Source organism: Streptomyces sp. NPDC003379, assembly GCF_053589195.1.
Window position 1 is genome coordinate 57,373 of the sequence record NZ_JBSFRK010000019.1, and the last position, 26,883, is coordinate 84,255.

Below are 26,883 nucleotides of genomic sequence, written 5' to 3' on the forward strand. Positions count from 1 at the left end.
ACTCGTGGGCCAGGATCACCAGCTTGGTGTCGCGGGGCAGGGGGCGGGTCACCCCCGGCCCGTTGGCTCGGGTCGAGGGGTGGCCCGCGCGGTCCGGGCGTGGCCGCCGGAACCCTGCTTCGGGGGGCTGTTCAGTCCTGGTGGAGTTCGTTGCGGCCGGGGCCGCCGGAGAGCTTGTCGGTGCCTGTGCCGCCCCACAGAACGTCGTCACCGCTGTTGCCCCACAGCGTGTCGTTGCCCGCCTCGCCGTACAGCTTGTCGTTGCCCTTGCCGCCGTGGAGGACGTCGGCGCCGCCCTTGCCGTGCAGGACGTCGTTGCCGTCCTCGCCGTGCAGGGTGTTCTCCTCGCCGGTGCCGGTCAGGGAGTCGTTGCCGGGACCGCCGAAGCAGTCCTGGCTGCAGTGGGCGAGGGTGTCGTTCCCGGCGTCACCCCACGGGCCGAAGCCGAACGGGCCGCCGCCGCCGTCGAGGCGGTCGTCGCCGTCGCCGCCGTGCAGGAGCGCGGACTCCGACGCCTTGATGACATCGTCGCCCTTGCCGCCGTAGATCCCCGCCCAGGCCTGGCTGTCCGGCGCGAGGGTCGCGGTGTCGTTCTTGTCGCCGAGGTCGATGTCGTAGCTGTCGGAGTCGTCCGAGTTCTCCGGGATCTTGACCGCGCACCGCACGGCGGTGCGGTCGCCCTCCTCGGGGTACACGCACTTGTCGTCCTCCGCCGCGTCGGCGGAGATGGCGATGTCGTACCGGTCGTGGAAGGTGAGGACGTAGTAGGAGTCGTGCTCGCCGCGGTTGTCTATCTCTTCGTCGACTGTCACCTTGTTCTGCTGGCCGGGTGCCGCCTTGTACCAGAGCTCACCGTCCGCGACGACGACGGAGGCGGTGGCCAGAGCGGCGGACGAGGCAGCCGGGGCGGATGGGGCGGATGGGGCGGCCTGGGCGGTCGACGCCGTTAAGCCGGCCGTGCCGAGAGTCAGGGCAAAGGTGGCGGTGGCGGTGGCTGCGATGGTCCGGTGTATGCGCATGCGGAAGTGACCCTTCAGGGTGTACGTGTATGTGTGCGGTGTGCAGTGGTGCTTCTGGTCACCCGGTTAGACAAGAGGCCCGAGAACGGAGTTGCCCGGCGGCTCATGAACAGCGGCGGACGGCGTGGTGACCGGTACGTGGACGGCGCCACTGCGACGGCCGCCCGCTCATGAGGCGACGGTGCAACTCGACGAGCACGATCACAGACGGCTGTGCACGCGGACATCGCCGTGGGCGTGGGAGTTCACGACGGTGAATATCTCTGTGCCCGGCAGTGTCGTAGCGATGGCGCGCAGCCGGTGCCGGCTCTAGGAGCGGGTGGCGGTCGCGCAGTCGTCGCCCGTGGCCGTCGTGCCGTTGCTCGTGTCGAGCGGCTTGCTGCGGTCGTACGGATCGACCTGGTGGGCCTCGTCGGCGGGCTGCTCGTCGGCCGTGCCGAAGGGCGGCATGAAGTAGCCGGTCGGGGCGGAGCAGCCGCCGTTGGTCATGTCGAGGGTGTACGAGATGAGGGACATCGTGCCCGGTTCGGTGATGACCTTGGCCGGGTCGTCCCAGCTCATCACCACCTTGCGCCGCACGATCGTACGGACGACCTCGGCGTCCCGCCCGCTGTCGCCGGCCGAGGTGACCGGGTATACGAAGGTGACGTCCGCCGTCATCTCGACCGCCCCCCGTTTCCCCTCCCGGTACGTGAGCCGACCGCGCGTCTTGACCACGTCACCGACCAGCCGGGCCTGCGCCGGCCGGAAGCGGCTGAACAACAGCAGCGGGTCGGTCTTGTCGGTGGGCGCCGTCGACGACAGGGCGGTACGCAGGTACTCCTGGACGTCCTTCTGGTGCGGGTTGAGCAGCGCGATCGCCTTCGTGGGCCGCTTGCCGCGCAGCACGCGGGAGTCGAGCCCCGACGCCACCAGGAAGTCCCTGCTCTGCCGCAGTGCCCGTTCGACCTGGGCGGCGTCCATCCAGCCGGTCGCCTTGGCCGACGGCACCGTGATCCCTGCCGCGCCGTCGGCCCAGCGGGCGGCAGGCGAACCCCGGAAGGGGGCGGCGAGGGTAGGGCGCAGACCCGGCTCAGCGCCGGGCGCCTCCCGCGGGCTTTCCGACTCGGCGGCCAACGGCGCCCCGTCCTGCCCGCCGTCGGTACCACCGAACCAACCGGCGACCCGCTGCGGGAAGAGCCCCACGACCAGGAGGGCCACGGCCGCCACCAGGCCGGTCACGTACCAGCCTGTCCTGCGCCGGGGCCGGGCCGGTGAGTACGCACGCCAGCCTTCCGGTTGCCCGGGGCGTTCCCGCAGTCGCCGCTCGACCTCGCGGGCGCGCGCCGACGGCTCCACAGGGGCCCCGGCCGCACCCGTAACCGATTCACGAAGGAACCGCTCCCACTCCTCCTCGGACGCGGACGACCCGTCCTGCCCCCCAGCCCCGCTCACACCGCGCTCCCGTTCCAGCTCGCTTGCTCGATGCCCGCTGCTCGATGCCCGATGCCCGATGGGTCGATCGTCTGATCAATCACTGTGTACCGGTCCATCGAGAGCCGCTCACATGATCGCATGAGCAGGCCGCCGGCCTGCCGGGGGCACATCAGCTGCTCCAGGCAGCCACCGGAATAGTCTCCCCGCACGTCCCACGGCGCGACGAAGAGCCCCCGGAGTGGTCAACGGGGGCTCTTCTGTGCTCTGTCTTGGCTCTGTCTTGCCGTCAGAGGTTGTAGCGCTCGACCTTCAGCACCCAGTTCTGCACGCCGCCCGAGTCCCCTTCGCTCACGCGGAGCCTCACCTGGGCGTTGACGTACCGTTCGGCGAACTCGGGTTCGAAGCGGGCCACGCGGATGAATGTGTGACTGGACCATTCCGGGTTGCCGCGCGCGGTGATGTAGCGGTGGTTGTTGCTGAGCGGCTCGGCCTGCTGGTCGCCGAAGAAGACCGTCGCGTTCAGCATGCCCTGCCCGTTGCCGCCGAGGTCGGAGGAGAGGGCCTCCGCGGAGAAGGTGGCCACGAAGACCGCGCCGTAGGAGGGGGCTCCCTGTCCCAGGCGCAGGTCGATCGATGCGCCTGGAAGGTCGGTCCAACTGGTGCTGGTGGTCTCGAAGCGTTCGGCGTCCCACTTCGCGTAGGTGATGTTCGGGGCGCTGGTGATACGGAAGGAGTTCTGCGGAGGCGTGCTCATGGCTGCTCCTCGTCAGGGGGAGGCGGCCGGCGCACCGGAGTTCACGCTGGCCAGTGCTGCGAGGATCACCGCGTTCCGCCTGCGCCACACCTCTTATCGTGACAGCACGCATCTGGTTGGATACTTTGAGTCATTGTGCGGTCGCATCGCCGCCCTCCGGCGTCACACCGAACACGGACGAGTCGTTCATGCGTCCTAAGGGGCCGTCGGTTCAGGCGGGACAGGGCGACTGGCGTGTGGAACACAACAGTCCGGAAACGGCTCACCCACTCGGATGACTCATGTCTCGCAGGGCAACGTGCAGGAGTCGTACCGGAGTTGGCGAGGACCGCCCCGTTCAAGGGAGCGGGCGTGATCAGCGTCCCAGTGGGCGCCTCGGCAGGGGAGAGGAGTAGACGACGCTCGTCGTCACCGAACCCAGCGCGCCGATGCGGCCCGAGACCTCTTCGAGGTGGTTCATGGAACGTGCGGCGACCTTGATGACGAAGCAGTCGTCGCCCGTGACGTGGTGCGCCTCCAGAATCTCCGGGGTCGCCTCGACCAGGTCGTGGAACGGTTTGTAGTTGCCCGTCGGGTAGCGCAGACGTACGAACGCGAGAATCGGCAGGCCCAGCCGATCCGGGTCGACCACGGCCGCGTAGCCCTGGATGACGCCCGCCTCCTCCAGGCGCCGCACGCGCTCGGTGACGGCGCTCGCGGACATCGAGACGGCGCGCGCCAGTTCGGCATAGCTGGCGCGGCCCTCGCGCTGGAGGACGTCGAGGATGCGCCAGTCGGTGGCGTCCGTGGAATAACCGGTCATGCCCGAGAGGAAACAGGGAAATCCCTGGCCGATCAAGAGGGATGCCGGGGATCACCGCTTCAGACTTTCGGCCACGAGCCATAGATTTTCTGCCATGAACAACACGAACGCGCAGCTCAGCGCCCCTTCCGCCGCCTCCGCCGCCCCGGTCACCGCCGTCGCGAATCCGGTTCTGCGGATTCCGCCCGCCTCCCCGGCCGCGGCCGCCGCGTACTTCGGGGCGAGCCTCGCCTTCCACGCCGATGTCTCCGACGTGGCGTCCGCGCTCGCCGCCGACGGTGACCCCGGCTTCGTCGTCATCGACACCCGCTCCACCGCGTCCTGGGACCAGGGCCACATCCCGGGAGCGCTGCACCTGCCCACCGCGCTCATCCCCGAGCAGGCGGAGGCGCTGCTCGACAAGTCGGTGCCGGTGGTCACCTACTGCTGGGGCCCCGGCTGCAACGGCGCGACCCGGGCGGCCCTCGCCCTCGCCCAGTTGGGCTTCCAGGTCAAGGAGATGCTCGGCGGCTTCGAGTACTGGGCGCGTGAGGGCTTCGGGTTCGAGACGCGGGAGGGCCGCGAACAGCGCACCCCGGACGCGCTGACGGCCCCGGTCGACGCGGCCGACTGCGGCTGCTGAACGTGACCCGCCTTGTCGACGCGGGGTCGGATCACGTGGAAGAGGCCGGCGGCGGCCGACCCTGCGTCGGCTGCGCGCGGGGCGCCGACGGCCATGCCGAAGACACGGAAGCCCAGCAGGTGCGCGACGTCGTTCCAGCCGCGCATCCACTCCTCCGTGACCCCGCACCCGCTCGGCCGTGCCCTGCGTCTCGTACGTGCCCTGTGCCCCCTGTGCCCCTTGCGTCCCCTGCGTCCCCTGCGTCCCCGTGCGCATCCTGTGCGCTCACATTCGACTCCCCCTCAAAACCGTCGTGCACATCACGGCCCCACCGCCCATCATGAACTGCCATGCCACACCTTCCGCCTCCCTCTCCCGCCCAACTGCGCCGCGACCCACTCCCGTTGCGCGGCCGCACCGCTCTCGTCACCGGGGCCAGCCGGCGCGGTGGCATCGGGTATGCCGTGGCGCGCCGCCTCGCCGCGTACGGAGCCGGTGTGTATCTGCACCACCACGTCCCGCACGATGCCGACATGCCCTGGGGCGCCGACCAGCCGGATGACGTCGTCGAGGGAGTGCGTGAGGCGCTCGGCGACCCGGCCGCGACGGTGCGCGCGGGGCCGGGCGACCTGGCGGAGCCCTCCGCGCCGGCCGAGTTGATCGACACGGCGGCCGACGCGCTCGGCGGGCGGATCGACATCCTCGTCGCCAACCACGCGCTGAGCGGCAGCGACGGCTCGCTCGACGCCGTCGACGCCGCCATGCTCGACGCGCACTGGGCGGTCGACACCCGCTCCGTGATCCTCCTCGTCCAGGCGTACGCCCGGCTGCGCGCGAGGTCGGAGCCGCCGGGCCCCGGCGGGCGCGTCGTGATGATGACGTCGGGGCAGGACATCGCGGGCGGCATGCCGCAGGAGATCGCGTACGGCCTCCAGAAGGGCGCGCTGGCCTCGGTGACCCGGTCGCTCGCGACCGGTCTCGCCGACCTCGCCACCACCGTGAACTGCGTCAACCCGGGCCCGGTGGACACCGATTACCTCACGGGCGAGGTCTACGCGCAGGTCGAGGCCCGGTTCCCGGCGGGCCGCTGGGGGATGCCCGACGACCCGGCCCGGCTCATCGCCTGGCTCGCCACCGACGAGGCGGCCTGGATCACCGGCCAGGTCATCGACTCGGAGGGCGGCTTCCGCCGCTGAGCAGGCGTACGTACGTACGTCGGTGAGTGGACGCACGTACGTACATTAGTGAGTGGACGCACGTACGTACGTAAGCGGGCGGCGGGCCGGGAGACGCGCGAGCGCCCGCCCCGCCCCGGCCCGCCGCCGCTCCCGTCACAGTGCGGACAGCTCGTCCACCAGGTCGTCCAGGCCCAGCGAGCCCTGGGAGAGCGCGGCCATGTGCCACGCCTTGGCGTCGAACGCGTCCCCGTGGCGGTGCCGCGCGTTGTCGCGGCCCAGGAGCCAGGCCCGCTCGCCCAGCTTGTAGCCGATGGCCTGGCCGGGGATCGTGAGGTAGCGCGTCATCTCGCTCGCCACGTACTCCGTCGGGCGGCTGCAGTGCGCGTCGTAGAACTCCTGGGCCAGGTCCGGCGTCCAGCGCTCACCGGGGCGGAAGGGGGAGTCCGCCGGGATCTCCAGCTCCAGGTGCATGCCGATGTCGACGATGACCCGCAGCGCCCGCATCATCTGGGCGTCCAGATAGCCGAGCCTGCGCTCCGGGTCGGTGAGGAAGCCCAGCTCGTCCATGAGCCGCTCCGCGTACAGCGCCCAGCCCTCCGCGTTGGCGCTGACGATGCCGACGGTCGCCTGGTAGCGGGAGAGGTCATCCGCGACGTGGGCCCACTGGGCCAGCTGCAGGTGATGGCCGGGCACGCCCTCGTGGTACCAGGTGGAGACAAGGTCGTAGACGGGGAAGCGGGTCTCGCCCATGGTCGGCAGCCAGGTGCGGCCGGGGCGGGAGAAGTCCTCGGAGGGGCCCGTGTAGTAGGGGGCCGCGGCGCCACCGGGCGGGGCGATGTGGGACTCCACCTTCCGTACGCGCTCGGCGAGTTCGAAGTGCGTGCCGTCCAGCGCCTCGATCGCCTCGTCCATCAGCTCCTGCAACCAGACCCGCACCTCCTCCACGCCCTCGATGTGCGTCCCGTGCTCATCGAGGTGGGCGAGTGCCACCCACGGCGTGGCCGCGCCCGGCACGATCTTCTCGGCCTCGGCCCGCATCTCCCCGAGCAGCCGGTGGAACTCCGACCAGCCGTACGCGTACGCCTCGTCGAGATCCAGGTCGGTACCGTTGAAGTAGCGGGACAGCAGGGCGTAGCGCTCGCGGCCCACGGTGTCGGGAGAGCCCTCGATCGCGGGCGCGTAGACGTCCCGCATCCAGTCGCGCAGCGCCACGACGGCGGCGGTGGCGGCGCGTGCCGCGGCGTCCAGGTCGGCGCGGAGCGCGTCCGGACCCGAGGAGGCGAACTCCTCGAACCAGCCGCGGCCACCCGCGCCGCCCTCCCCACGCTCCTCGCCGCCCTCGCCCGCCCACTCAGTGAGCTGCCCGATGAACGTGGCGGTGGGGCGCGGCGCCGCGAACAGCTTGCGTTCCAGACCGAGTTCGAGGGAGGCGCGGTAGCCCTCGTACGCGGCAGGCACGGCCCGCAGCCGCTCGGCGATCGCCGCCCAGTCCTCCTCGGTCTCCATGGGTGTCACGGTGAAGATCTCGCGCACCTCATGCGGCACCGTGTGCAGATTGCCGACCCAGCGCAGCACTTCACCGGTGTCGCGCACGGCGAGCTCCGCGGTGAGCCGCTCCCGCAGCAGCCGGCCGCAGCGGCGCTCGATCTCGCTGTCCGCGCCGGGCCTGCGCTCCGCCTCGTCGAGCCGCGCCAGGGTCGTCCGCGCCAGCCGGGCGAGCGCCTCCTGGCCCGCGGGCGAGGTGTCGGGGAGCCTGCTGTTGCTCTCCTTCACGCCGAGATAGGTGCCGGTGATGGGATCGAGGGCGATGAGCTCGTCGACGTACGCGTCGGCGACCTCACGGGGCAGGGGGCCGGTGTTCGGATGCGGGTTCTTCGTGGCTGACATGCGGACATCCTCGTACGAGGGGCCGGTGCGCGTCACCATGATTCACCGTCGACATCGGATGGCCCGTCGGCGGCGGCCTCGGGCGGCAGCAGCGGACCGCACTCCCACTGCTGGAAGATCAACCTCGTCTCCACGCGGGCCACTTCGCGCCGCGCCGTGAACTCGTCGAGGACGAGCCGCTGCAGATCCGCCGGACCGGCCACCGCCACATGTACAAGAAAGTCGTCCGGGCCCGTGAGATGGAACAGGGACAGCGACTCCGGCAGCGCCCGGATCCGCTCCACGAAGGGGCCCACGAGGTCGCGGCGGTGCGGCCGCACCTGCACCGAGAGCAGCGCTTGCAGGCCACGCCCGAGCTTCGCCGGGTCGAGCCGCAGCCGCTGTCCGAGAATCACCCCCGAGCGCCGCAGCCGCGTCACCCGGTCCAGGCACGTGGACGGCGCGACACCGACCTGCGCCGCGAGGTCGCGGTAGGTGGTCCGGGCGTCGTTCTGCAGCAGGCGCAGAATGTGAAGGTCCACCGGGTCCAGTGCGACAGATTCAGCCATTGGCCGAACGTAACACGGTATTCGCCCCCGAAACCCCGGGTGATGTTCAGCCTGTGGGGCATGGACGCGAACACGGAGACAGTGATGCATGAGGCGCCGCCCGGCGGGTCGCGGGTGGCGGACGAGACCCGGGGAGACGGGGCACCGGCGCCGCGTGCCCTCGCCACCGAGGCCGTGCACGCCGGGCGCGACGATCTGGCCGAACTGGGCCTGCACGCCCCGCCGATCGACCTCTCGACGACGTACCCCTCCCACGACAGCCGGGCCGAGGCCGCCCGCATCGACGCCTTCGCCGCCGACGGGACCCTCGACGACGGGCCGCCCGTCTACGCCCGTCTCGGCAATCCGACCGTCGCCCGCTTCGAGACCGCCCTCGCCCGCCTCGAAGGCACCGAGAGCGCCGTCGCCTTCGCGAGCGGCATGGCCGCCCTGACCGCGGTCCTCCTCGTACGCGGGGCCGCGGGCCTGCGCCACGTCGTGGCCGTCCGGCCGCTGTACGGCTGTAGCGACCACCTGCTCACGGCGGGTCTGCTCGGCACCGAGGTGACGTGGGCGGAGCCGACCGGCATCGCGGACGCCATCCGCCCCGACACCGGCCTGGTGATGGTCGAGTCACCGGCCAACCCCACCCTCGCCGAACTCGACCTGGCCGCCGTGGCCCGCTCCTGCGGCGAGGTGCCGCTGCTCGCCGACAACACCTTCGCGACGCCCGTGCTCCAGCGGCCCGTGGAGAGCGGCGCCCGTCTGGTCCTGCACAGCGCCACGAAGTACCTGGGCGGGCACGGGGACGTCCTCGGCGGGGTGGTGGCGTGCGACGAGGAGCTCGCGCGGCGGCTGCGACAGGTGCGGTTCGCCACCGGCGGGGTGCTGCATCCGCTCGCCGGATATCTGCTGCTGCGAGGCCTCGCCACGCTGCCGGTCCGGGTGCGGGCGGCGTCGGCCAACGCGGCCGAACTGGCGCGGCGCCTCGCCGGGGACCCGCGCGTGGCCCGCGTCCACTACCCGCGGCTCGGCGGCGCCATGGTCGCCTTCGAGGTGCGCGGCGACCCGCACGAGGTGACCGCAGCGGTGCGGCTCATCACCCCGGCGGTCAGCCTCGGCAGCGTCGACTCGCTCATCCAGCACCCGGCGTCCATCAGCCACCGCGTCGTGGACGCGGCGGACCGGCACTCGTCCGGCGTGATCGACCGGCTGCTGCGCATGTCGTGCGGGCTGGAGGACGTCGAGGACCTCTGGCGCGACCTGGACCGGGCGCTCGGTCCGGTCAGCGGTGCGCCCGCTGGTGCCGCCCGACACGGGCGTCCTGCTCACGGCGGTCCTGCTCACGGCGGTCCTGCTCACGGTCGTACGGCGATCGCGCGCTGACGGTCGTCGCGTCGAGGCGGGCCGTGATCACCAGCGTGCCCTCCTCGATCTGGTAGTCGAGCGGCAGGCCGAGCCCGCGCATCGCCGCGACCATGCCCGTGTTGGACGCCTGCGTCACCGCGTACACGCTCTCGCAGCCCGCCTCGACCGCCATCGCCACGAGCCTGCCGAGCAGCTGGCCGCCGATGCCGCGCCGCTGCCAGTCGTCCTCGACGAGCAGCGCGATCTCGGTCTCGTCGCCGTCCCAGAGCAGATGGCCGATGCCGACGACGCGGCCGGAGGCGGTCTGCACCGCGAGGGTGCGGCCGAACCGAGGGCTGAGCAGGTGGCTCAGATAACGGTCGGCGTCCCGCACCGGACCGTGGTAGCGCATGCTCAGCGTGCGCTGCGAGCAGCGGTCGTGCATGGCCTTGGCGGCCTCGACGTCGGCCGTGTCGGCGCGGCGCACGGTGATGGCGTTGCCCTCGGGCAGCGTCAGCACGTCCTCGCCGCGCGGAACGCGCGGACCGAGCCGCGTGTCCAGCTCCACCAGGGCACGCGCGCGGGCGAACTCCGTGGGCGTGAACGGCAGATACGGCCGCTCCACGGTGATCACCTCGCCCTCCGGGCCCTTCAGGCGCAGCACGGTCCCTTCGAGCACGCCGTCGACCGGAACCTCGTGCGCCGCCTTGTTCTCGCGCCCCACGGCCCGGGACGCGGCGGGCAGCGACCGGATGGTGCAACGGCCGAGAAGCTGCCGCAGTGCCAGCGGCAGCTCCGCCGCGTCGAGCGCGGTACGGGTGGCCAGGCCCAGGACGCGGGTGGGGGCGTCCACCAGATCGTGGGCGTCGGCGCGTTCGATCCAGGTCCCCGAGCCGCCCGCCCGGGCGATCGACCGGGTGATCTCGGCGGCGGAGAGCGCCTCGGGGGCGCGCAGCAGGAACTCGTCGACCGTGCCCTCGGCCAAGGGGTGCGCCTGCAGGCTCAGGATGTCCACCCGGCTCTCGGCGAGGGCCACGCACAGGGCGGCCAGTGAGCCCGGCTCGTCCCGTACGGTCGTACGCATCCGCCACAGCGTCGTCCCACCGGACGGCTCGGCGGAACGCCCCGAAGGGTTCTCGGCGGCGGTGGGCCCGGCCTGCTCCGCTGCGGCGGGCGGCCGGGCGCCGGTATCGTGCGCCGCCGGCGGCGGTGCGTGGTTGTGGCGCCGTGCCCACCAGAGGTGGAACCCGGCCGTGGCGAGCAGCACCACGGCCGAGACCGCGAGCAGGGCGGGGCCGTCGGGCCCGTGCCCGATCATGTTCGCCACGGCGTCCGCCACCGCGACGGCGGTGAACAGCGCGGCCAGCTCGACCACGTCGCGCCGCCAGTGGTGGACGGGGCGGCCGTGCTTGGTGCGTGTCACGTCAGGCATGTCAGCTCTCATACGGCCACTGTGCGGGACCGGTGTTGCGTGATCACGAACGCCTTGTGACTGATGGGTTAAGAGGTCATCTGCCCTCTTCGCGCCTTTTGCCCCGCGCCAGCGGCCCACGCGACGGGCCGCTGACCCACGCGGCGTACTACTGGCCCACCCGGCCCGGCCGCAGGACCTTCGTGAAGAGTACGCCGCCGCCCTCCTGCCGCAGACGCACGGTCAGGTCACCACTGCCCCCGTCGATATCGACCTCACCGAAGTACTGCGGAGTCTCGGCCGGGGAGGTGTTCGCGCGGCTCGGCGCCTTGATGAACGCTTGTTCCGGTCCGAACGTCGCGTCGAGCTTCGTCGCGGGGAATCCTCCGGCGGCCAGCGGCCCGGACACGAACTCCCAGAACGGCGCGAAGTCCTTGAACGCCGCGCGCGACGGGTCGTAGTGCTGCGCCGAGGTGTAGTGCACGTCGGCCGTCAGCCACAGCGTGCCGGTGATCCTCCGGTGCTTGATGTGCCGCAGCAGCTCGGCGATCTGCAGCTCGCGGCCCAGCGGGGCGCCCGGGTCGGCCTGCGCCACGGCCTCGAAGTTGGTCCTGCCGTCGGGCACGACGAGGCCCAGCGGCATGTCGGACGCGATCACCTTCCACACCGCCCGGGAGCGCGACAGCTCCCGCTTCAGCCAGGCGAGCTGGCGGGCGCCGAGGATGCCGGTGGCGTCGTCGGGCTGTCTGTTCGGCGAGTTGGCGTTGCGGTACGAACGCATGTCCAGGACGAACACGTCCAGGAGCGGGCCGTGGCGCAGCACCCGGTACACCCGCCCGTCCTCGTCGCCCGGTGGCAGCGTGGACACGGAGAAGTACTCGCTGAACGCCCGCAAGGAGCGGCCCGCCAGGACGTTCACGTCCTTCTCCGTGTAGCGGGCGTCGTCCAGGATCTGCCCGGGGTACCAGTTGTTGCGCACCTCGTGGTCGTCCCACTGCACGATGGACGGGACCTGGGCGTTGAACCGCCGCAGGTTCTCGTCGAGCAGGTTGTAGCGGAACGCGCCGCGGAACTCCTTGAGGGACTCGGCGACCTTGGACTTCTCCTCCGTCGTGACGTTCCGCCACACCGTGCCGTCGGGGAGGGTGACGCTGGGCTGGATCGGCCCGTCGGCGTAGACGGTGTCGCCGCTGCACAGGAAGAAGTCGGGGTCACGGCGGCGCATCTCCTCGAAGACGCGATAGCCGCCGCGGTCCGGGTTGATGCCCCAGCCCTGGCCCGCGATGTCACCCGACCACAGGAAGCGCACCCCCTCCTTGCGGCCCCTCGGCGTCGTACGGAACGTGCCGGTGACCGGCTCTCCGGTACGCCGCGGGTCGTCGGGGTCCGCGAGCAGCACCCGGTAGTGGATCTGCTCGCCCGCGGGCAGCCCGCGCAGCCGGGTCGTCCCCGTGAAGTCCGTGTCCGCACCGAGCAACGGGCCGCGCCAGCGCCGCGGATCGCGGAACGACTCCGTGGCCGACGTCTCCACGACCATCCGGGCCGGCCGGTCGGAGCGGACCCAGACGAGCCCCGCGTGCGCGGTCACGTCCCCCGCCTGCACGCCCCACCCGGCCTTGGGACGTCCCGACAGCGCGAACGAGGGAGCCGCCCCGGCCGACGCGGGCACGGCGAGCGCGGGCACGGCGAGCGCCGCCGGTACGGCGAGCGATCCGCGCAGCACGCTACGGCGACGCGGGGACGGGCTCGGCTGACGTGATGACATGGATGCGCCTCCAGTTGACGGGTGCGACCAGTGTGCGGGCGCTGCTCGGGCCCGCGCCAGGGCCTGGGTCGAAGGTCGCAGGTCTGCGGGCGGAGGACCAGGGACCCGCGCACCAGGACGTATGATCGATGGCTTCATGATCAACGGCGGCTACGCTCTTGAACCAGGGGCACGCGAACGGGCGTGCCGCACAGAGGGGGCCCACATGCCTGTCAGCGGTCAGAGCCACATCCGTATCGCCCGCCCGTCGCGCGACCTGGCGGCGGCGGAGCGCTTCTGGGTCGGCGGACTCGGACTGGGGGTGGTGTACCGGTCCGAGGGCAGCGACATACCCGGGGAGCACGATCTGCTCATGGTGGGGTGGCCGGACGCCTCCTGGCACCTCGAACTCGTGCATGAAGCCGCCGCTCCCGTCCAGCCGCGGCCCACCGAGGAGGATCTCCTCGTCGTCTACGTCGACGGTGAAGTCCCCGAAGCGCTGGTGGCGCGCCTTGAGGAGCACGGCGGCAAGCGGGTCCTCTCGCCCAACCCGTACTGGAACGAATGGGGCGTCACGGTCGAGGACCCGGACGGCTATCGCCTGGTGCTCTCCACGCGCGCGTGGTCCAACGCTTGAACCTGCCGCGCCCCTTGGACGGCTTCGGCCAGCAGCCGGACGCCCTCGGTGATCCGGGCGGGCGTCAGGTGCGCGTACCCGAGGACGAGACTCACTCCGGCCCCGGTCGGCGTCCCGTAGTCGCTAAGCGGCCGGAGTGCGACCCCGGCCGCGGCGGCCCGCTCCAGGAAGACGTCCTGCGGCCCCCAGCGGCCGGGCAGCCGGGCGATGACGTGCAGGCCCGCCGCGATACCGGTGACCCGCACCCCCGGCAGGTGCTCGCGCAGCGCCGACACCAGGGCGTCCCTGCGCTCCCGGTAGGCGCGCTGGCAGCGGCGCAACTGCCGGTCGTAGTCGCCGCGTTCGACGAAGCGGGCAAGGAGTGCCTGGTCGAGCGTCGGATTGCCCAGGTCCATCACGCGCTTGCGCTCGACGACCTCCTCGGTGAGGCCGTCCGGCACGAGCAGCCAGCCCAGGCGCAGTCCGGGGGCGAGCGACTTGCTCACCGAACCGGTGTAGGCGACGTGTTCCGGGTCGAGCCCCTGCAAAGCGCCCACGGGGGCGCGGTCGTAACGGAAGTCCCCGTCGTAGTCGTCCTCGATGACGAGGCCGTCCACCGACCGCGCCCACTCCAGGAGCTCGGCGCGCCGCCTCGCCGAGTACCCGATCCCCGAGGGGAACTGATGGGCGGGCGTGGTGACGACCGCGCGTACGCCCCGCTCCCGCAGCGCCCCCGGGTCCACGCCTTCGTCATCCACCGGGATGCCCACCGGGGTGATCCCCGCGGCGGCCAGCAGCGTCTCGTGCTCGGGGCTTCCCGGGGCCTCGACGCCGACCGCCGTCCGCCCGCGCGCGCGGAGCACCAGGGCCAGCAGCGTCATGGCCTGGGCCACTCCGGAGCAGACGACGACGCGTTCGGGCTCCGCGACCACGCCGCGCCGCCGCACCAGCAGATCGGCGAGGACCGTACGCAGCCGGGGCAGCCCGCGCGGATCGGGGTAGCCCAGCATGTGGTGCGGCAGCTCGGCGAGGACCTGACGGTGGGCGGCGGCCCAGGCCGCGCGGGGGAACAGCGAGAGGTCCGGGACGCCGGGAAGGAAGTCCACGCGCGCGTGCCCGGGGCGGGGCGCGCGATCGCGCACCGCGGGCGCCGCGGCCCGTGCCGCGCCGCCCACCCAGGTGCCCGAGCCCCGGTCGCTGCGCAGATAGCCCTCCGCCGTCAGCTGCTCGTACGCCTCCGTGATCAGGCCGCGCGATACGCCCAGGTCGGCGGCCAGTTCACGGCTGGAGGGCAGCCGCGTGCCGGGCGCGAGCCGGCCCGCTCTGACGGCCTCACGCAGGGCCGAGCGCAGGTCGCGGCCCCGGCTGCGCGCGGGGGCGGAGGCGGCCGGAAGGAGGAGCTCCCAGGCGGCGGTCCCTTGCGGGTCTTGTGACGTCAGCGTGATGCACCTCTTCTGGAGAGCGGTTCTACGGGAGAGCGGTTCTACGGGAGAGCGGTCGAGGACGCGAAAGGAGCGAGAGGCGGGAGCGGTTCGCGCAAGTGCGAAGTGGTCCCCGAACCAGCCCTGGAAGTGGACCTTAATGGGGGCCGCCCGGCTTCCTAGCGTCAGGGCATGAACGTGAACTCCTCTCGCGGGGCGCTGCTCGCGGCCCTCGCCTGTCTCCTCGTCGGCGGCTCCTTCACCGCCAACAGCCTGCTCGGCGACTATCCCTACGCCGGCGGCCAGTTCCTCCGCTACGGACTGGCCTGTCTGCTCCTCCTGCCCTGGCTGGGAAGGGGCGGAGCCGCCGCCCTCCGGCGTCTGCCGCGGCGCCAGTGGGGCCGCCTGGCGCTCCTGGCGGCCGTGGGGATGGTCGGCTTCAACATGGCCATCCTGGCCGCTGAACGATCGGCGGAACCTGCCGTACCGGGTGTCTTCGTAGGGTGCGCGCCGGTTGTTGTCGCCATCATGGTGCCGCTCCTTGAACGGCGTACCCCTCAGCGCACCGTCATCCACGGAGCGCTGCTCGTCGCCGTGGGCGCCTTCGTCGTGCAGGGATGGGGGCGCACCGACGGCCTGGGGCTCGTCTTCTCGGTCTGCGCGCTCGCGGGGGAGGTCGGCTTCGCGGTGCTCGCCGTCCCCGTGGTGCGTCCGCTCGGTCCCAGGCTGCTCTCGGCCACCGTGTGCGCGCTCGCCGCCGTCGAGTCGGCCGCCCTCGGCGTCGTTGTGGACGGCAGTGAGTTCGTGCGGTGGCCCGACCGTACGGAAGGCGCCGCCCTGCTGTGGCAGGCGGTGATCGTCACGGTCGTCGGCTTCGTGCTCTGGTACACGGGGCTCCAGCGCATCGGCGCCGAGCGCGCCACGCTCTTCTCCGGCCTCATCCCGGTCGCGGCGGCGTGCACGGCGCCCCTGGTCGGCACGGGCACGTACGGTGCCGCCCAGGCCGTCGGCAGCGCGCTCGTCGGTGTCGGAGTGGCGGTGGGCTCCGGTGTGCTGCGCGGGCGCCCGTCAGCGGCAGGTGTCGAGGATGACGCGGGCGACCAGGGCCGGGTCGTCGTTCATCGGGACGTGACCGCAGCCGGGCAGCCGCACGAGCCGCGCGCCGGGGATGATGTGCTTGGCGCGGATTCCCTGGCGCCGCAGGAGCAGCCGGTCCCGGGTGCCCCAGGCGACGGTGACCGGCAGGCCCGTCACATCGTCGCGGAAGAGGACCTCCCGCCCGGCCGTCAGCGTCGCACCGAACCCCGTGGCATGGCGCAGCGCGAGCGTCTCGGCGACGACCGCATCCGGTGAACGGCGCCCGGGGCGGGCGTAGATGGTGCTGGTGAGCGCCGCGCGCCCGGCCGCGGTGCCGGACAGCCGCTCGATCACCGGCAGCGGCAGCAGGCGCGCGCCCTGCCGCATCGCGAGCAGCGTGCCGAACGCGTACCTGCGCTCGGCGGCCGACCAGAAGCCGCCGGGCGAGAGCGCGGTGACGGAGCGCACGAGCTTCTCGCGGCCGAGCTCCAGGGCGAGCAGCCCGCCCAGGGAGTTGCCCGCGACGTGGGGGCGCTCGATCTCCAGGGCGTCACACATCGCGCCGAGCGCCGGCACGACCGTCGGGAGGCCGTACGTCAGTCCGTCCGGCAGCGCGGGCGACTCGCCGAAGCCCGGCAGGTCCACCGCGATCACGTCGTGCTCGGCGGCCAGGATGTCCACCACCGGGTCCCAGGCCTGGCGGTGGTGGCCTATGCCGTGCAGGAGCAGCAACGGCTCGCCCGCGCCCGAGCGTTCGTAGGCGATCGTCACGGGGAGCGGGCCGCTGGGCGACGCGACGCTGAAGGACACCTCTGCGGCCATGACTGCTCCTGTCCCCGCCGCGGGGCGACGGTTCCTCAGATACGTTAGACACGTTGTCAGCAACAATTACCGCTCAGTAGGCCCCACTTCAAGAGGCTGACCGCCTGTCCGTGCCGACCGGCCGGTCATGTGCTGTGCGCCGCATCGTTTCCTTCTGGACAGCGGATGCCCCGTGAGCTGGGATGGAGGGGTGGCTACCGACAGCGTGACCGACCTCTTCGAACAGCACCGCCCCGTCCTGATGGGTGTCGCCTACCGCATGCTCGGCCGGGTGGCCGACGCGGAGGACGTCGTCCAGGAAGCCTGGCTGCGCTGGTCCGCCGCAGACCACGGCCAAGTGCGCGAACCGCGTGCCTATTTGGTGCGCGTCACCACCCGCCTCGCCATCGACCGGCTGCGCCATGTGCAGTCCCGGCGCGAGGCGTACGTGGGGCCCTGGCTCCCCGAGCCCTACGTCACCGACTTCGGCCCGACCGTTCCCGACACGGCCGAGCGGGCCGTGCTCGCCGAGTCCGTCTCCCTGGCGGTCCTCGTCGTCCTGGAGTCCCTCTCGCCCCTGGAGCGCGCCGTCTTCGTGCTGCGGGAGGCCTTCGGGTTCCCGTTCGCCGAGATCGCGCTCACGCTGGACCGCAGCGAGTCCGCCGTGCGCCAGCTCGCCGGACGGGCCCGCAAGCACGTCGAGGCGGGCCGCCCCCGCTACGAGGTGGACCCGGCCGAGCGCCGCGACCTGACCGAGCGGTTCCTGGCCGCGGCGACGGAAGGCGACCTCGAAGGGCTGATGTCCATGCTCGCCCCGGACGTCCGGCTGGTCGGCGACAGCGGCGGCAAGGCCAAGGCCCCGCTGCGCGTCGTGGAGACCGCCGACAAGGTGGGCCGCTTCCTGCACGGCGTCGCGGCCAAGGGCGTCACGCCCGGCGCCGAGCTGGAATTCCGGTTCCTTGAACTCAACGGCGTCGAGTCCCTGCTCATGCTGGCCGACGGCAAGCCCGACAGCGTCTTCCAGGTGGACGTTGTCGACGGTCGTATCCAGAAGATCTACATCATCCGCAATCCGGACAAGCTTGTGTCGCTCGCCCGGTAGTACCGCACAGAAAAGGCGAGCGAAACCGCATAATTCCTCAGAAAGAAGCCCCCACCGGCCGGTGGGGGCTTCTTTCTGAGGAATTTCGACGCACCTCCACGCGCGCGTGGCCGGTTACGCCTGCTTGGCCCCGTGCGAACTCCATGTGAATGCTCTGTGGCATCACTCCTGTGCGGGCTGTAACGGATCGAGGATTGGTCTTGACCAAGGGTGGGTGCGGGCCTATGGTCGCAGGGATAGTGCAGGAACCTTTAATAAACAAGGGCGCTAAAACGCCGCCGTTGAACGGCGATTGCGGAGGACAGGGTGGGGACCACGCAGCTCGACACGGTGCCGGAGCCGAAGTACTGGCACCTCAAGACCGTGCTCAGTGAGGCGCTCGACTCCGAGTTCGCCGTGGGAGAGATCCTGCCGAACGAGCGAGAACTGGCCGCCCGCTTCGGCGTCGCCCGCGCCACGCTCCGTCAGGCACTCGAACAGCTCGAACTGGAAGGCCGGCTCCAGCGCCGCCGCGGAGTCGGTACGACCGTGGCTCCGCCGCGGATGGGCGTGGCCGTCGGGTCCGCGCAGGGCACATGGCCGGGCGCGGTCGGCGACGCCTGGCAGCCCGCGGACTGCGTTCCGGCGGTCCCGCCCGCGGCCGTCGGCCGCATGCTGGAGACCTTCCCCGAGGAGCAGGTCCACACGGTGCGCCGCACCCGTGTCTCGCAGGGCCAGCCCGTCGCCGCCGAACTGCTGTACGTCCCGTCGTCGTCGGTCGCCGAACTGACCGGCATGGACGCCCCGTCCGGCGCCGCCCGCGCGCGTGTGGTCCTGCGCGAACTGGCACGGCTCGGCCTCGAAGGGCAGGACAGGGCCGTCGAGCTCGGCTCGGCCCGCGCGGACGACGCCAAGGCGCTCGACCGGCTCCCGGGAGCGCCGGTCCTCGTCGTGACGACCCGCTTCTTCGCCGAGGGCCGCACGGCCGCGGTCTCCGTGGCGACCTACCGCGCGGACACCTGCCGGCTCACCTTCGGGGACTCCGTCGGCGTGGAGATCCACCACGGCCCGGAGCGCCGCGCTTCCTGACGAGCGCCTCCCGGCGGCGCCCTCAAGGGCTCCCGCCGGGACAGCGTCGGCAACGCTCCGCACCGCATGGCGCGTCCCTCAACGGCGAGCGGTGACGGTGCCCTCCACGGCGAACAGCTGCTCCTCGACGTGGTCGAGCGCAAGCCGCAGCGCCCCCGTCGCCACCGCCGCCTCGCCCAGCACCGACAGCGCGACGCGGGGCGGCCGCAGGCAGTAGCGCGCCAGCTCCCGGTGCAGCGGTTCCAGCACGCCGTCCAGGCCGGCCGCCCAACCGCCCACGACGACGAGTTCGGGATCGAGGGCCAGTACCAGGGCCGCCACGTCGTGCACAAGGCGCTGGATGAACCGCTCCACGGCCGCCCGCGCCCGCTCGTCGCCCTCCCGGGCATGCGCGAAGACCTCGGCGACCGCCTGCTCGTCCAGCGGGTGCAGCGGCTCTCCCGTGGTGGACAGCAGCGTCTCCGGAGTGACCTCACGGCCCAGCAGATGCAGCGCGCCGATCTCGCCCGCCGCGCCGCCGTACCCGCGGTGCAGCCGACCGCCGATCAGCGACCCGGCTCCCGGGCTCAGACCCGCGAGGACGAACACCACGTCGTCGATGTCGGTCGCCGCGCCCTTCCAGTGCTCGGCGACGGCCGCCGCGTTGGCGTCGTTCTCCACGAGCACCGGGCACTTGAACGAACGGCGCAGCCGCTCGCCGAGCTGGAGCCCCGTCCACTCGGGCAGCGCCGTGCTCAGCCGCACCGTGCCGTCCGCCTCCAGGATGCCGGGGCTGCCCACCCCGACCGCGCGCAGCGAGCTGCGGGCGATCCCCGCGCGGCGCAGCAGATCGGCGACCGTGGTGCGCAGCCGTTCGAGCCGCTCGTCCGCCGGGGCCTCTTCGGAGACGTCCTTCGACGCCGTGCCGAGGACCTTGCCGTCCAGGTCCGACAGGACGGCCGCCACCCGGTGCGGCCCGATCTCCAGGCCCAGCAGATGACCCGCCTCCGCCCGGAAGCGGAACTTCCGCGCGGGCCGCCCCTGGCGCCGGGCACCGCTGTCCTCGGCCGCGGACTCCACCACGAGCCCGGCCTCGATGAGCCCCTCGACGACCCCCTCGACGGTGGGCCGGGAGAGCCCGGTCACGCGGGTGATCTCCGTGAGCGTCGCCAAGTCCGTGGCGCGCAGCGCGTGCAGCACCACCGCGGAGTTGATCCGCCGCAACAGAGAGGGGTCCCCGCCGGTCAGCTGCCCCAACGTACGTCCTTCCAGCTCGCGCGCATGATGGCCGGATCGTACTCGTAGGACGGGGCAGCGGCGAGTGCCGGGCCCGCATTCACCCTGCGTACGGCCGTCATGCGGGCCGGACGGAGTCCGTATGACCGATTGTCAGTGGCGCCCGCTTTACTGGGCTTCATGAGTACCGCACAGCATTTCGCCGCGATCGACCTGCTGCGCTCACGGGAGTTCCCCGCGGAGCACGGCAGGTCGGAGTGCGGCTCCGAGGGTCCGGGGTACCACATCGCCGAGTTACTGACGAGCGACACCTTCTGGGAGGACGACGGCACGCGGTGGCACACCACCGAGGAGCAGTACGAGGCCGAGCGGGACGGCCTGACGGTCCTCCTCACCGACCGCTGGGGGCCGCCCCAGAGGTTCAGCCTGGCGAGCCTCTTCGAGCGTGCCGTGGACGCGGAGTTGGGGACCGACGGCCGGGGCGGGGCCGAGGCCGAGGAGATACCGGAGCCGTGGGCCCAGCTCAGCTCGTCCGTGCCGGATCTGCACCTGTGGCAGGTGGGCGGCCGCTGGATCGCCCTCGGTGTCGCGCAGTGGGACAAGGAGCTGCCCTTCCAACTCCTGGCCGTGGTCACCGAGATCGACCCGCCCTGAGCCCTGCCGCCGCCGCGACGACGCGTCACCGCCGGCGCGGGGCGTGCACGTCGACGTCCTCGAAGAAGCGGGCCACATCCGCCTCCGTCACCTGCTCAAGCCCGGCGGGCGACCAGCGCGGCCTGTGGTCCTTGTCGACGACCTGGGCCCTGATGCCCTCGGGAAGGTCGGGCGAGCCGAGCGCGGCACAGGACACGCGGTACTCCTGCGCGAGGACGGCCTCCAGGGACGGCAGTTCACGCGCCCGGCGCAGCGCGGCGAGCGTGACCTTCAGGGAGGTCGGGGACTTCGTCAGGATCGTCTCGGCCGCTTCCTTCGCGTGCCGGTCGCCGGAGGCGTGCAGCCGGTCGACGATGTCCTCGACGGTGTCCGCGGCGTAGCAGTGGTCGATCCACTCGCGGTGCGCGGCGAGTTCACCGGCCGGGACCGGACGCGCGTACCGCCGTACGGCCTCGGGCGCCTCGGTGTCGGCGAGCGCCGCGGTGAACTCCTCCAGGCGCTCGGAGGGTACGAAGTGGTCGGCGAGGCCGCACAGCACCGCGTCGCCCGCTCCCACGGCCGTGGCCGTCAGCGCGAGATGTGTGCCCAGCTCGCCCGGCGTACGCGTCAGCAGATAGGTGCCGCCCACGTCCGGGATGAAACCGATGCCGGTCTCCGGCATGGCGACCCGCGAGCGTTCGGTGACCACCCGCACGCTGCCGTGCGCCGAGACGCCCACGCCGCCACCCATCACGATGCCGTCCATGACGGCGACGTACGGCTTCCGGTAGCGGGCGATCCGCGCGTTGAGGCGGTACTCGTCGTGCCAGAACGCGGCCGAGGCCGCCCCGCCGCCCGCTCGGACGTCGTCATGGATGGAGCGGATGTCGCCGCCCGCGCACAGGCCGCGCTCCCCGGCGCCGGTGAGCACCACCGTCGCCACCGACTCGTCGTCCTGCCAGGCGGTGAGGGCGTCGTCCATCAGCCGGACCATGGCGTGGTCGAGGGCGTTGATGGCCCGCGGCCGGTTCAGGACGAGGTGCCCGGCGCGGCCCTCGCGGCGGACCAGGACGGGGGCGTCGTCGCGGGGGGTGTTCATGGTGCGGGTGGCTCCGTTCATTCACGTGCGGCGCGTCTGGAACGCGTCGAGGATCCGCTCGGCGGCCGAGGTGGCCGTCAACGTACCCTCCCGGACGCGTCGCTCCAGCTCAGGGGTGACGCGCCGCACGTCCGTGTGGTCCCGAAGCCTGCCGAGCAGCTCGTCACGCACCATCGACCACGTCCAGTCGACCTGCTGGTCGCGGCGCTTGGCGGCGAGGCGGCCGGTCGATTCGAGGAGCGTGCGGTGCTGCTCGATCCGCTCCCAGAGCGTGTCCAGACCGCTCGACTCGCGGGCGCTGCACGTGAGTACGGGCGGCGTCCAGGCGGCGTCGGAAGGGTGCATCAGCCGCAGGGCGCCCGCCAGTTCACGCGCCGCCGAGCGCGCGTCCCGCTCGTGCGGCCCGTCCGCCTTGTTCACGGCGATCACGTCCGCCAGCTCAAGGACGCCCTTCTTGATGCCCTGCAACTGATCACCCGTGCGGGCCAGGGTCAGCAGCAGGAACGTGTCGACCATGTTCGCGACCGTCGTCTCCGACTGCCCGACGCCCACGGTCTCCACGAGCACCACGTCGTAACCCGCCGCCTCCATCACCACGATCGACTCCCGCGTCGCCTTGGCGACTCCGCCGAGCGTTCCGGCGGAGGGAGACGGACGTACGAAAGCGGCGGGATCCAGCGAGAGCCGCTCCATCCGCGTCTTGTCGCCCAGGATGGAGCCGCCCGTGCGCGTCGACGACGGGTCGACGGCGAGCACCGCGACCCGGTGGCCGAGCGAGATGAGCATCGTGCCGAGCGCGTCGACGAACGTGGACTTGCCCACGCCCGGCACACCGCTGATGCCGACCCGCCGCGCCCGCCCGCTGTGCGGGAGCAGCTCGGTCAGCAACTGCTGCGCGAGCGCACGGTGCTGCGGTCGCGTCGACTCGACGAGGGTGATGGCGCGCGCGACGTACGCGCGCTTCCCGTCGAGGACGCCCTTCACATACGTGTCGATGTCGATGGTCACAGGCAGCGGGCTCACCGGCTCACAGGTCGTGGCCGAGATCGGCCGCCAGTCGGGTCACCAGGTCGTGCGCCGCGTCCGGGATCACCGTGCCCGGCGGGAACACCGCCGTGGCGCCCGCCTCGTGCAGCGCCTCGACGTCCTGCGGAGGGATCACCCCGCCCACGACGATCATGATGTCGTCGCGGCCCTCGGCGGCCAGCTCCTCGCGCAGCGCCGGTACGAGGGTCAGATGCCCGGCGGCCAGCGAGGAGACGCCCACGATGTGCACGTCGGCCTCGACGGCCTGGCGGGCGACCTCCGCCGGGGTCTGGAAGAGCGGACCGACATCGACGTCGAAACCCAGGTCGGCGAAGGCGCTGGCGATCACCTTCTGGCCGCGGTCGTGCCCGTCCTGGCCCATCTTGGCGACCAGGATGCGCGGGCGGCGCCCCTCGGCCTCGTCGAACGCGTCCACCAGCGCGCGCGTGCGCTCGACGGACGGGGACTGGCCTGCTTCGGTGCGGTACACACCGGAGATCGTACGGATCTGGCCCGCGTGCCGCCCGTACACGCTCTCCAACGCGTCGGAGATCTCACCGACCGTGGCCTTCGCGCGGGCCGCGTCGACCGCGAGGGCGAGCAGATTGCCCTCCAGGCCCGGACCCGAGCCGCGCTCGGCCGCCGCGGTCAGCGCGCGCAGCGCGTCCTGGCAGACCGCGTCGTCGCGCTCCTCGCGCAGTCGGCGCAGCTTGGCGATCTGCTGGGTGCGCACCGAGGAGTTGTCGACCGCCCGGACCTCGATCTGCTCGTCGGTCTCCACCCGGTACTTGTTGACGCCGATCACGGGCTGGCGCCCCGAGTCGATGCGGGCCTGGGTACGCGCGGCGGCCTCCTCGACGCGCAGCTTCGGGATGCCGGCCTCGATGGCCTGCGCCATGCCGCCCGCCGCCTCGACCTCCTCGATGTGCTGCCAGGCACGGCGTGCCAGGTCGTACGTCAGCTTCTCGACGTACGCGCTGCCGCCCCACGGGTCGATCGTCCGCGTCGTCCCCGACTCCTGCTGGATCAGCAGCTGCGTGTTGCGGGCGATGCGCGCGGAGAAGTCGGTCGGCAGGGCGAGCGCCTCGTCCAAGGCGTTCGTATGCAGGGACTGGGTGTGGCCCTGCGTCGCCGCCATCGCCTCGACGCACGTACGCGTGACGTTGTTGAACACGTCCTGCGCGGTCAGCGACCAGCCCGACGTCTGCGAATGGGTGCGCAGAGACAGTGACTTGGCGTTCTTCGGGTCGAACTGCTTGACCAGCTTCGCCCACAGCAGGCGCGCCGCCCGGAGCTTGGCGACCTCCATGAAGAAGTTCATGCCGATCGCCCAGAAGAAGGAGAGCCGGGGCGCGAACGCGTCGACGTCCAACCCCGCCTCCTGCCCGGCCCGCAGATACTCCACGCCGTCGGCGAGCGTGTACGCCAGCTCCAGGTCGGCCGTCGCACCCGCCTCCTGGATGTGATAGCCCGAGATGGAGATGGAGTTGTAGCGCGGCATCTTCTGCGACGTGTACGCGAAGATGTCGGAGATGATCCGCATCGAGGGCTTCGGCGGATAGATGTAGGTGTTGCGGACCATGAACTCTTTGAGAATGTCGTTCTGGATGGTCCCGGCCAGCTTTTCGGGCGGTACGCCCTGTTCCTCGGCCGCCACGATGTACAGCGCCAGTACGGGGAGCACGGCGCCGTTCATCGTCATCGACACCGTCATCTTGTCCAGCGGAATGCCGTCGAAGAGCTGACGCATGTCATAGATGGAGTCGATCGCCACGCCCGCCATGCCGACATCGCCGGTGACGCGCGGATGGTCGCTGTCGTACCCGCGGTGCGTCGGCAGGTCGAAGGCGACCGACAGGCCCTTCTGACCGGCCGCGAGATTGCGGCGGTAGAAGGCATTGGACTCCTCGGCGGTGGAGAAACCCGCGTACTGCCGGATCGTCCAGGGCTGGTTCACGTACATCGTCGGGTAGGGGCCGCGCAGATACGGGGCGACACCCGGGTACGTCCCGAGGAAGTCGACGCCCTCCAGGTCGGCGCCCGTGTACAGCGGCTTGACCGCGATGCCCTCGGGCGTCTCCCACAGCAGGTCGCTCTCCGACCTGCCCGTGGACTCCTTCACCGCGGTGCGCCACTGCTCGGACGAGCCCTCCGCGCCCGCGCCGGAACCCAGGTCGACGGAGGAGAAATCGGGGATGCGCATTACGCCACTCCCATGCGGTCGAGGGTGGAGGAGAGCACGGCCACGGCGTCACAGCCGGCGAAGACGTACGCGTCGACGCCGTCGTACGTGCCGCGCCCCGCGAGGAACACCTGCCGCGCGCCCGCGGACTTGAGCGCCTGGGTGACGGCCTCCGCCTGCTCGGCGTAGAGCGCGTCGCTGGAACACAGGCACGCGACCGTCGCGCCGCTGGCCTCGAAGGCGTCGGCGGCCGTCGCCGCGTCCACCGTCGCGGGCTCGTGAACGGCCTCGATGCCGCCCGCCTGGAAGAGGTTCGCGGCGAACGCGGCCCGCGCGGTGTGCGCGGCGGCGGGGCCGAGCGCGGCGAGGAACACCTTGGGGCGCGCGCCGGTCTCCGCGAGGTGCGCGTCCGAGCGGGTACGCAGTTCCTCGTACGCCTCGTCGCGGCGTACCCGGGGCAGCCCGCCGGTCGGCGCGGCCGGTGCGGCCTCGCGCTCCACGGGCCGCTCCGCCAGGAGCGGGAACTCACTGACGCCGGTGATCGGTTCCCGGCGCCGGGCGAGCTTCGCGCTGCGCTCGGCCCAGGTGCCGGCGAGACGCCCGCCGATCATCCCGGAGCGCAGGGCGGCCGCCTGGCCGCCCGCACGCTCGATCTCCTGGAAGAACGCCCAGGCCGCGTGGGCCAGTTCGTCGGTGAGCCGCTCCACGTACCAGGAACCGCCCGCCGGGTCGATGACGCGGGCCAGGTGCGACTCGTCGATGAGGATCGTGGACGTATTGCGGGCGATGCGGCGCGCGAACGCGTCCGGGAGGCCCAACGAGTGGTCGAACGGCAGCACGGTGACGGCATCGGCGCCGCCGACGCCCGCGCCCAGGCACGCCACCGTCGTGCGCAGCATGTTCACCCACGGATCGCGGCGCGTCATCATCACCGGCGAGGTCACGGCGTGCTGACGCTGCGCCCCCGCGGCGGCCGCCCCGCACACCTCGGCGACGCGGGCCCAAAGGCGGCGCGCCGCACGGAGCTTGGCGATCGTCAGGAACTGGTCGGCGGTCGCCGCGTAGCGGAACTCCAGCTGCGCGCAGGCCTCTTCCACCGACAGCCCGGCCGCGGTCAGCTCCCGCAGATAGGCGACGCCCGTGGCGAGGGAGGCGCCCAGCTCCTGCGCGGCCGAGCCGCCCGCCTCGTGGTACGGCAGCGCGTCCACGGCGAGGGCCCGCACCCATGGGTACTCCCGCCCGCACAGCCGTGCGAGCTCGACGGCTTCCGCCGGGTCCAATGCCTCGCCCGAACGGGCCTCGTGGCCGAGGACGTCGGCGCCGAGCGTGCCGCGCGCCGACTCCTTGGGAACGCCCGCGGCCTCGTACAGCCGCAGCAGCTCGCGCGCCGCGGGGCCGTACTCGGCGCCCGCGTCGAGCGCGATCGGGGCCAGGTCCAGATAGACGCCGTCCAGCGTCCGCGCCAGGGCGGACACCGGTACGCCTCCCGCGCCCACGCCCAGCCACAGCGAGGTGACGCCGTTCTCCAGGTCCGCGAGCACGGCTTCGTTCGCGCGGGCCGGGTCGGCGCTCACGTGCCGCTGCCGTACGTCCCAGCCCGTGGCGGTGGCGCCACCGGGTGTGCCGCCCCGTACAAAGGGGGCGAAACCGGGGAGGCCGGCGGCGGGCGCGGCGTCACGGGAGGTGTACAGGGGGCGGGTGGTGAGCCCGTCCTCCAGGGCGGTGGACAGCGCTTCCTCTGCGGCCGTGTCCGATACGTCCTTACCCGACTTGCGCAGCACGCCTTCCACAAGGCGGTGCCACTGCTCATGGGTCGCATCAGGGAACTCGGCGGCCAGGGAAAGCCCGTCGTCAGGCAGGACCGTCATGCCCCGATGCTAGGGCGCAACCCATGGCACGCGGTGCCATCAAGCGCTGTGACCTTGCCCTCTTCTGATCGCTCTTGATCTCGAACGAG

At 72.1% G+C, this 26,883-nt stretch carries 22 protein-coding genes and 2 pseudogenes; 8 read left to right on the plus strand and 16 right to left on the minus strand.

Features of this window, described 5'->3' with window-relative positions; genetic code table 11:
• Positions 1-131: 131 nt before the first annotated feature.
• From ACWDVB_RS20375 to ACWDVB_RS20390, 4 genes are all read right to left on the minus strand, one after another.
• The gene (locus tag ACWDVB_RS20375; protein ID WP_451514783.1) at positions 132-1,019 is read right to left on the minus strand and encodes a calcium-binding protein; all 888 of its coding nucleotides are present in this window, start codon (positions 1,017-1,019) and stop codon (positions 132-134) included.
• A 309-nt stretch (positions 1,020-1,328) separates the two neighbouring features.
• Positions 1,329-2,453, minus strand: a complete 1,125-nt coding sequence (locus tag ACWDVB_RS20380) for a hypothetical protein (RefSeq protein ID WP_451514782.1) — start codon at positions 2,451-2,453, stop codon at positions 1,329-1,331.
• A 268-nt stretch (positions 2,454-2,721) separates the two neighbouring features.
• Positions 2,722-3,189 (minus strand): hypothetical protein, encoded by a 468-nt coding sequence (locus ACWDVB_RS20385; RefSeq protein ID WP_451514781.1) that lies wholly within the window; start codon positions 3,187-3,189, stop codon positions 2,722-2,724.
• 355 nt (positions 3,190-3,544) lie between these two features.
• Positions 3,545-3,991: an Lrp/AsnC family transcriptional regulator gene (locus ACWDVB_RS20390; protein WP_451514780.1), complete on the minus strand. Its 447-nt coding sequence runs from the start codon at positions 3,989-3,991 to the stop codon at positions 3,545-3,547.
• A 94-nt stretch (positions 3,992-4,085) separates the two neighbouring features.
• Between ACWDVB_RS20390 and ACWDVB_RS20395 the strand changes: the two genes are divergently transcribed.
• On the plus strand, positions 4,086-4,613 hold the full coding sequence (locus ACWDVB_RS20395) for a rhodanese-like domain-containing protein (protein ID WP_451514779.1): 528 nt from the start codon (positions 4,086-4,088) through the stop codon (positions 4,611-4,613).
• A 26-nt stretch (positions 4,614-4,639) separates the two neighbouring features.
• Here ACWDVB_RS20395 and ACWDVB_RS20400 read toward each other — a convergent pair.
• Positions 4,640-4,780, minus strand: a pseudogene (locus tag ACWDVB_RS20400) (VWA domain-containing protein); the annotation flags it as partial.
• Positions 4,781-4,942: 162 nt separating this feature from the next.
• Here ACWDVB_RS20400 and ACWDVB_RS20405 point away from each other — a divergent pair.
• A complete protein-coding gene (locus ACWDVB_RS20405; RefSeq protein WP_451514778.1) occupies positions 4,943-5,788 on the plus strand; it encodes an SDR family oxidoreductase in 846 nt (281 codons plus the stop codon).
• A gap of 135 nt (positions 5,789-5,923) precedes the next feature.
• Here ACWDVB_RS20405 and ACWDVB_RS20410 read toward each other — a convergent pair whose 3' ends face one another.
• The gene (locus ACWDVB_RS20410; RefSeq protein ID WP_451514777.1) at positions 5,924-7,657 is read right to left on the minus strand and encodes a DUF885 domain-containing protein; all 1,734 of its coding nucleotides are present in this window, start codon (positions 7,655-7,657) and stop codon (positions 5,924-5,926) included.
• A gap of 32 nt (positions 7,658-7,689) precedes the next feature.
• Complete coding sequence (locus ACWDVB_RS20415; RefSeq protein ID WP_451514776.1) at positions 7,690-8,205, minus strand: Lrp/AsnC family transcriptional regulator; 516 nt, start codon at positions 8,203-8,205, stop codon at positions 7,690-7,692.
• An 84-nt stretch (positions 8,206-8,289) separates the two neighbouring features.
• Here ACWDVB_RS20415 and ACWDVB_RS20420 point away from each other — a divergent pair, with 84 nt between their 5' ends.
• On the plus strand, positions 8,290-9,570 hold the full coding sequence (locus tag ACWDVB_RS20420; RefSeq protein WP_451514840.1) for a trans-sulfuration enzyme family protein: 1,281 nt from the start codon (positions 8,290-8,292) through the stop codon (positions 9,568-9,570).
• Here ACWDVB_RS20420 and ACWDVB_RS20425 read toward each other — a convergent pair.
• Together ACWDVB_RS20425 and ACWDVB_RS20430 are read right to left on the minus strand one after the other, a co-directional pair.
• On the minus strand, positions 9,470-10,963 hold the full coding sequence (locus ACWDVB_RS20425; protein WP_451514775.1) for a GNAT family N-acetyltransferase: 1,494 nt from the start codon (positions 10,961-10,963) through the stop codon (positions 9,470-9,472). The two genes, ACWDVB_RS20420 and ACWDVB_RS20425, sit on opposite strands and share 101 nt — an antisense overlap.
• 148 nt (positions 10,964-11,111) lie before the next feature.
• A complete protein-coding gene (locus tag ACWDVB_RS20430) occupies positions 11,112-12,707 on the minus strand; it encodes an alkaline phosphatase D family protein (protein ID WP_451514774.1) in 1,596 nt (531 codons plus the stop codon).
• A 205-nt stretch (positions 12,708-12,912) separates the two neighbouring features.
• On the opposite strand from ACWDVB_RS20430, the gene ACWDVB_RS20435 reads away from it, so the two are divergent.
• Positions 12,913-13,323 (plus strand): VOC family protein, encoded by a 411-nt coding sequence (locus tag ACWDVB_RS20435; protein ID WP_451514773.1) that lies wholly within the window; start codon positions 12,913-12,915, stop codon positions 13,321-13,323.
• Here ACWDVB_RS20435 and pdxR read toward each other — a convergent pair.
• Positions 13,281-14,747, minus strand: a complete 1,467-nt coding sequence (pdxR, locus tag ACWDVB_RS20440) for a MocR-like pyridoxine biosynthesis transcription factor PdxR (RefSeq protein ID WP_451514839.1) — start codon at positions 14,745-14,747, stop codon at positions 13,281-13,283. The genes ACWDVB_RS20435 and pdxR overlap by 43 nt on opposite strands.
• 168 nt (positions 14,748-14,915) lie before the next feature.
• Here pdxR and ACWDVB_RS20445 point away from each other — a divergent pair.
• Positions 14,916-15,704: pseudogene (locus ACWDVB_RS20445) on the plus strand (DMT family transporter); the annotation flags it as partial.
• An 87-nt stretch (positions 15,705-15,791) separates the two neighbouring features.
• Here the strand turns inward: ACWDVB_RS20445 and ACWDVB_RS20450 are convergent.
• Complete coding sequence (locus ACWDVB_RS20450; protein WP_451514772.1) at positions 15,792-16,622, minus strand: alpha/beta fold hydrolase; 831 nt, start codon at positions 16,620-16,622, stop codon at positions 15,792-15,794.
• A 190-nt stretch (positions 16,623-16,812) separates the two neighbouring features.
• On the opposite strand from ACWDVB_RS20450, the gene sigJ reads away from it, so the two are divergent.
• Both sigJ and ACWDVB_RS20460 read left to right on the plus strand, forming a co-directional pair.
• Complete coding sequence (sigJ, locus tag ACWDVB_RS20455) at positions 16,813-17,703, plus strand: RNA polymerase sigma factor SigJ (RefSeq protein ID WP_451514771.1); 891 nt, start codon at positions 16,813-16,815, stop codon at positions 17,701-17,703.
• 306 nt (positions 17,704-18,009) lie between these two features.
• Positions 18,010-18,771: a GntR family transcriptional regulator gene (locus ACWDVB_RS20460; protein ID WP_451514770.1), complete on the plus strand. Its 762-nt coding sequence runs from the start codon at positions 18,010-18,012 to the stop codon at positions 18,769-18,771.
• Between the two features lie 78 nt (positions 18,772-18,849).
• Here the strand turns inward: ACWDVB_RS20460 and ACWDVB_RS20465 are convergent, their stop codons facing one another.
• Positions 18,850-20,007, minus strand: coding sequence for an ROK family transcriptional regulator (locus ACWDVB_RS20465; protein ID WP_451514769.1), 1,158 nt, complete (start codon positions 20,005-20,007; stop codon positions 18,850-18,852).
• Positions 20,008-20,166: 159 nt separating this feature from the next.
• On the opposite strand from ACWDVB_RS20465, the gene ACWDVB_RS20470 reads away from it, so the two are divergent.
• A complete protein-coding gene (locus ACWDVB_RS20470) occupies positions 20,167-20,640 on the plus strand; it encodes a hypothetical protein (protein WP_451514768.1) in 474 nt (157 codons plus the stop codon).
• 25 nt (positions 20,641-20,665) lie between these two features.
• On the opposite strand, the gene ACWDVB_RS20475 is transcribed toward ACWDVB_RS20470, so the two are convergent.
• Genes ACWDVB_RS20475 through ACWDVB_RS20490 form a run of 4 tightly spaced genes read right to left on the minus strand, consistent with a single transcriptional unit; the run spans position 20,666 to position 26,794 of the window.
• Positions 20,666-21,718: an enoyl-CoA hydratase/isomerase family protein gene (locus tag ACWDVB_RS20475; protein WP_451514767.1), complete on the minus strand. Its 1,053-nt coding sequence runs from the start codon at positions 21,716-21,718 to the stop codon at positions 20,666-20,668.
• A gap of 21 nt (positions 21,719-21,739) precedes the next feature.
• On the minus strand, positions 21,740-22,732 hold the full coding sequence (gene meaB, locus ACWDVB_RS20480) for a methylmalonyl Co-A mutase-associated GTPase MeaB (RefSeq protein WP_451514838.1): 993 nt from the start codon (positions 22,730-22,732) through the stop codon (positions 21,740-21,742).
• A 13-nt stretch (positions 22,733-22,745) separates the two neighbouring features.
• Positions 22,746-24,947 carry a methylmalonyl-CoA mutase gene (gene scpA / locus ACWDVB_RS20485; protein ID WP_451514766.1) on the minus strand — a complete coding sequence of 734 codons (2,202 nt, stop codon included), beginning with the start codon at positions 24,945-24,947 and terminating at the stop codon, positions 22,746-22,748.
• Positions 24,947-26,794: a methylmalonyl-CoA mutase family protein gene (locus ACWDVB_RS20490; RefSeq protein WP_451514765.1), complete on the minus strand. Its 1,848-nt coding sequence runs from the start codon at positions 26,792-26,794 to the stop codon at positions 24,947-24,949. The genes scpA and ACWDVB_RS20490 overlap by 1 nt, the downstream gene beginning before the upstream one ends.
• Positions 26,795-26,883 lie beyond the last annotated feature (89 nt).

Excerpts from the sequence above, each read along its gene's own strand:
- ACWDVB_RS20390 (WP_451514780.1), bottom strand. The coding sequence starts at position 3,991 with ATGACCGGTTATTCCACGGACGCCACCGACTGGCGCATCCTCGACGTC.
- ACWDVB_RS20435 (WP_451514773.1), top strand. The coding sequence starts at position 12,913 with ATGCCTGTCAGCGGTCAGAGCCACATCCGTATCGCCCGCCCGTCGCGC.
- ACWDVB_RS20490 (WP_451514765.1), bottom strand. The coding sequence starts at position 26,794 with ATGACGGTCCTGCCTGACGACGGGCTTTCCCTGGCCGCCGAGTTCCCT.
- ACWDVB_RS20410 (WP_451514777.1), bottom strand. The coding sequence starts at position 7,657 with ATGTCAGCCACGAAGAACCCGCATCCGAACACCGGCCCCCTGCCCCGT.
- ACWDVB_RS20415 (WP_451514776.1), bottom strand. The coding sequence starts at position 8,205 with ATGGCTGAATCTGTCGCACTGGACCCGGTGGACCTTCACATTCTGCGC.
- ACWDVB_RS20420 (WP_451514840.1), top strand. The coding sequence starts at position 8,290 with ATGCATGAGGCGCCGCCCGGCGGGTCGCGGGTGGCGGACGAGACCCGG.
- ACWDVB_RS20470 (WP_451514768.1), top strand. The coding sequence starts at position 20,167 with ATGAGTACCGCACAGCATTTCGCCGCGATCGACCTGCTGCGCTCACGG.
- ACWDVB_RS20430 (WP_451514774.1), bottom strand. The coding sequence starts at position 12,707 with ATGTCATCACGTCAGCCGAGCCCGTCCCCGCGTCGCCGTAGCGTGCTG.
- scpA (WP_451514766.1), bottom strand. The coding sequence starts at position 24,947 with ATGCGCATCCCCGATTTCTCCTCCGTCGACCTGGGTTCCGGCGCGGGC.
- ACWDVB_RS20405 (WP_451514778.1), top strand. The coding sequence starts at position 4,943 with ATGCCACACCTTCCGCCTCCCTCTCCCGCCCAACTGCGCCGCGACCCA.
- ACWDVB_RS20475 (WP_451514767.1), bottom strand. The coding sequence starts at position 21,718 with ATGAACACCCCCCGCGACGACGCCCCCGTCCTGGTCCGCCGCGAGGGC.
- ACWDVB_RS20375 (WP_451514783.1), bottom strand. The coding sequence starts at position 1,019 with ATGCGCATACACCGGACCATCGCAGCCACCGCCACCGCCACCTTTGCC.
- ACWDVB_RS20395 (WP_451514779.1), top strand. The coding sequence starts at position 4,086 with ATGAACAACACGAACGCGCAGCTCAGCGCCCCTTCCGCCGCCTCCGCC.
- ACWDVB_RS20450 (WP_451514772.1), bottom strand. The coding sequence starts at position 16,622 with ATGGCCGCAGAGGTGTCCTTCAGCGTCGCGTCGCCCAGCGGCCCGCTC.
- ACWDVB_RS20385 (WP_451514781.1), bottom strand. The coding sequence starts at position 3,189 with ATGAGCACGCCTCCGCAGAACTCCTTCCGTATCACCAGCGCCCCGAAC.
- ACWDVB_RS20425 (WP_451514775.1), bottom strand. The coding sequence starts at position 10,963 with ATGCCTGACGTGACACGCACCAAGCACGGCCGCCCCGTCCACCACTGG.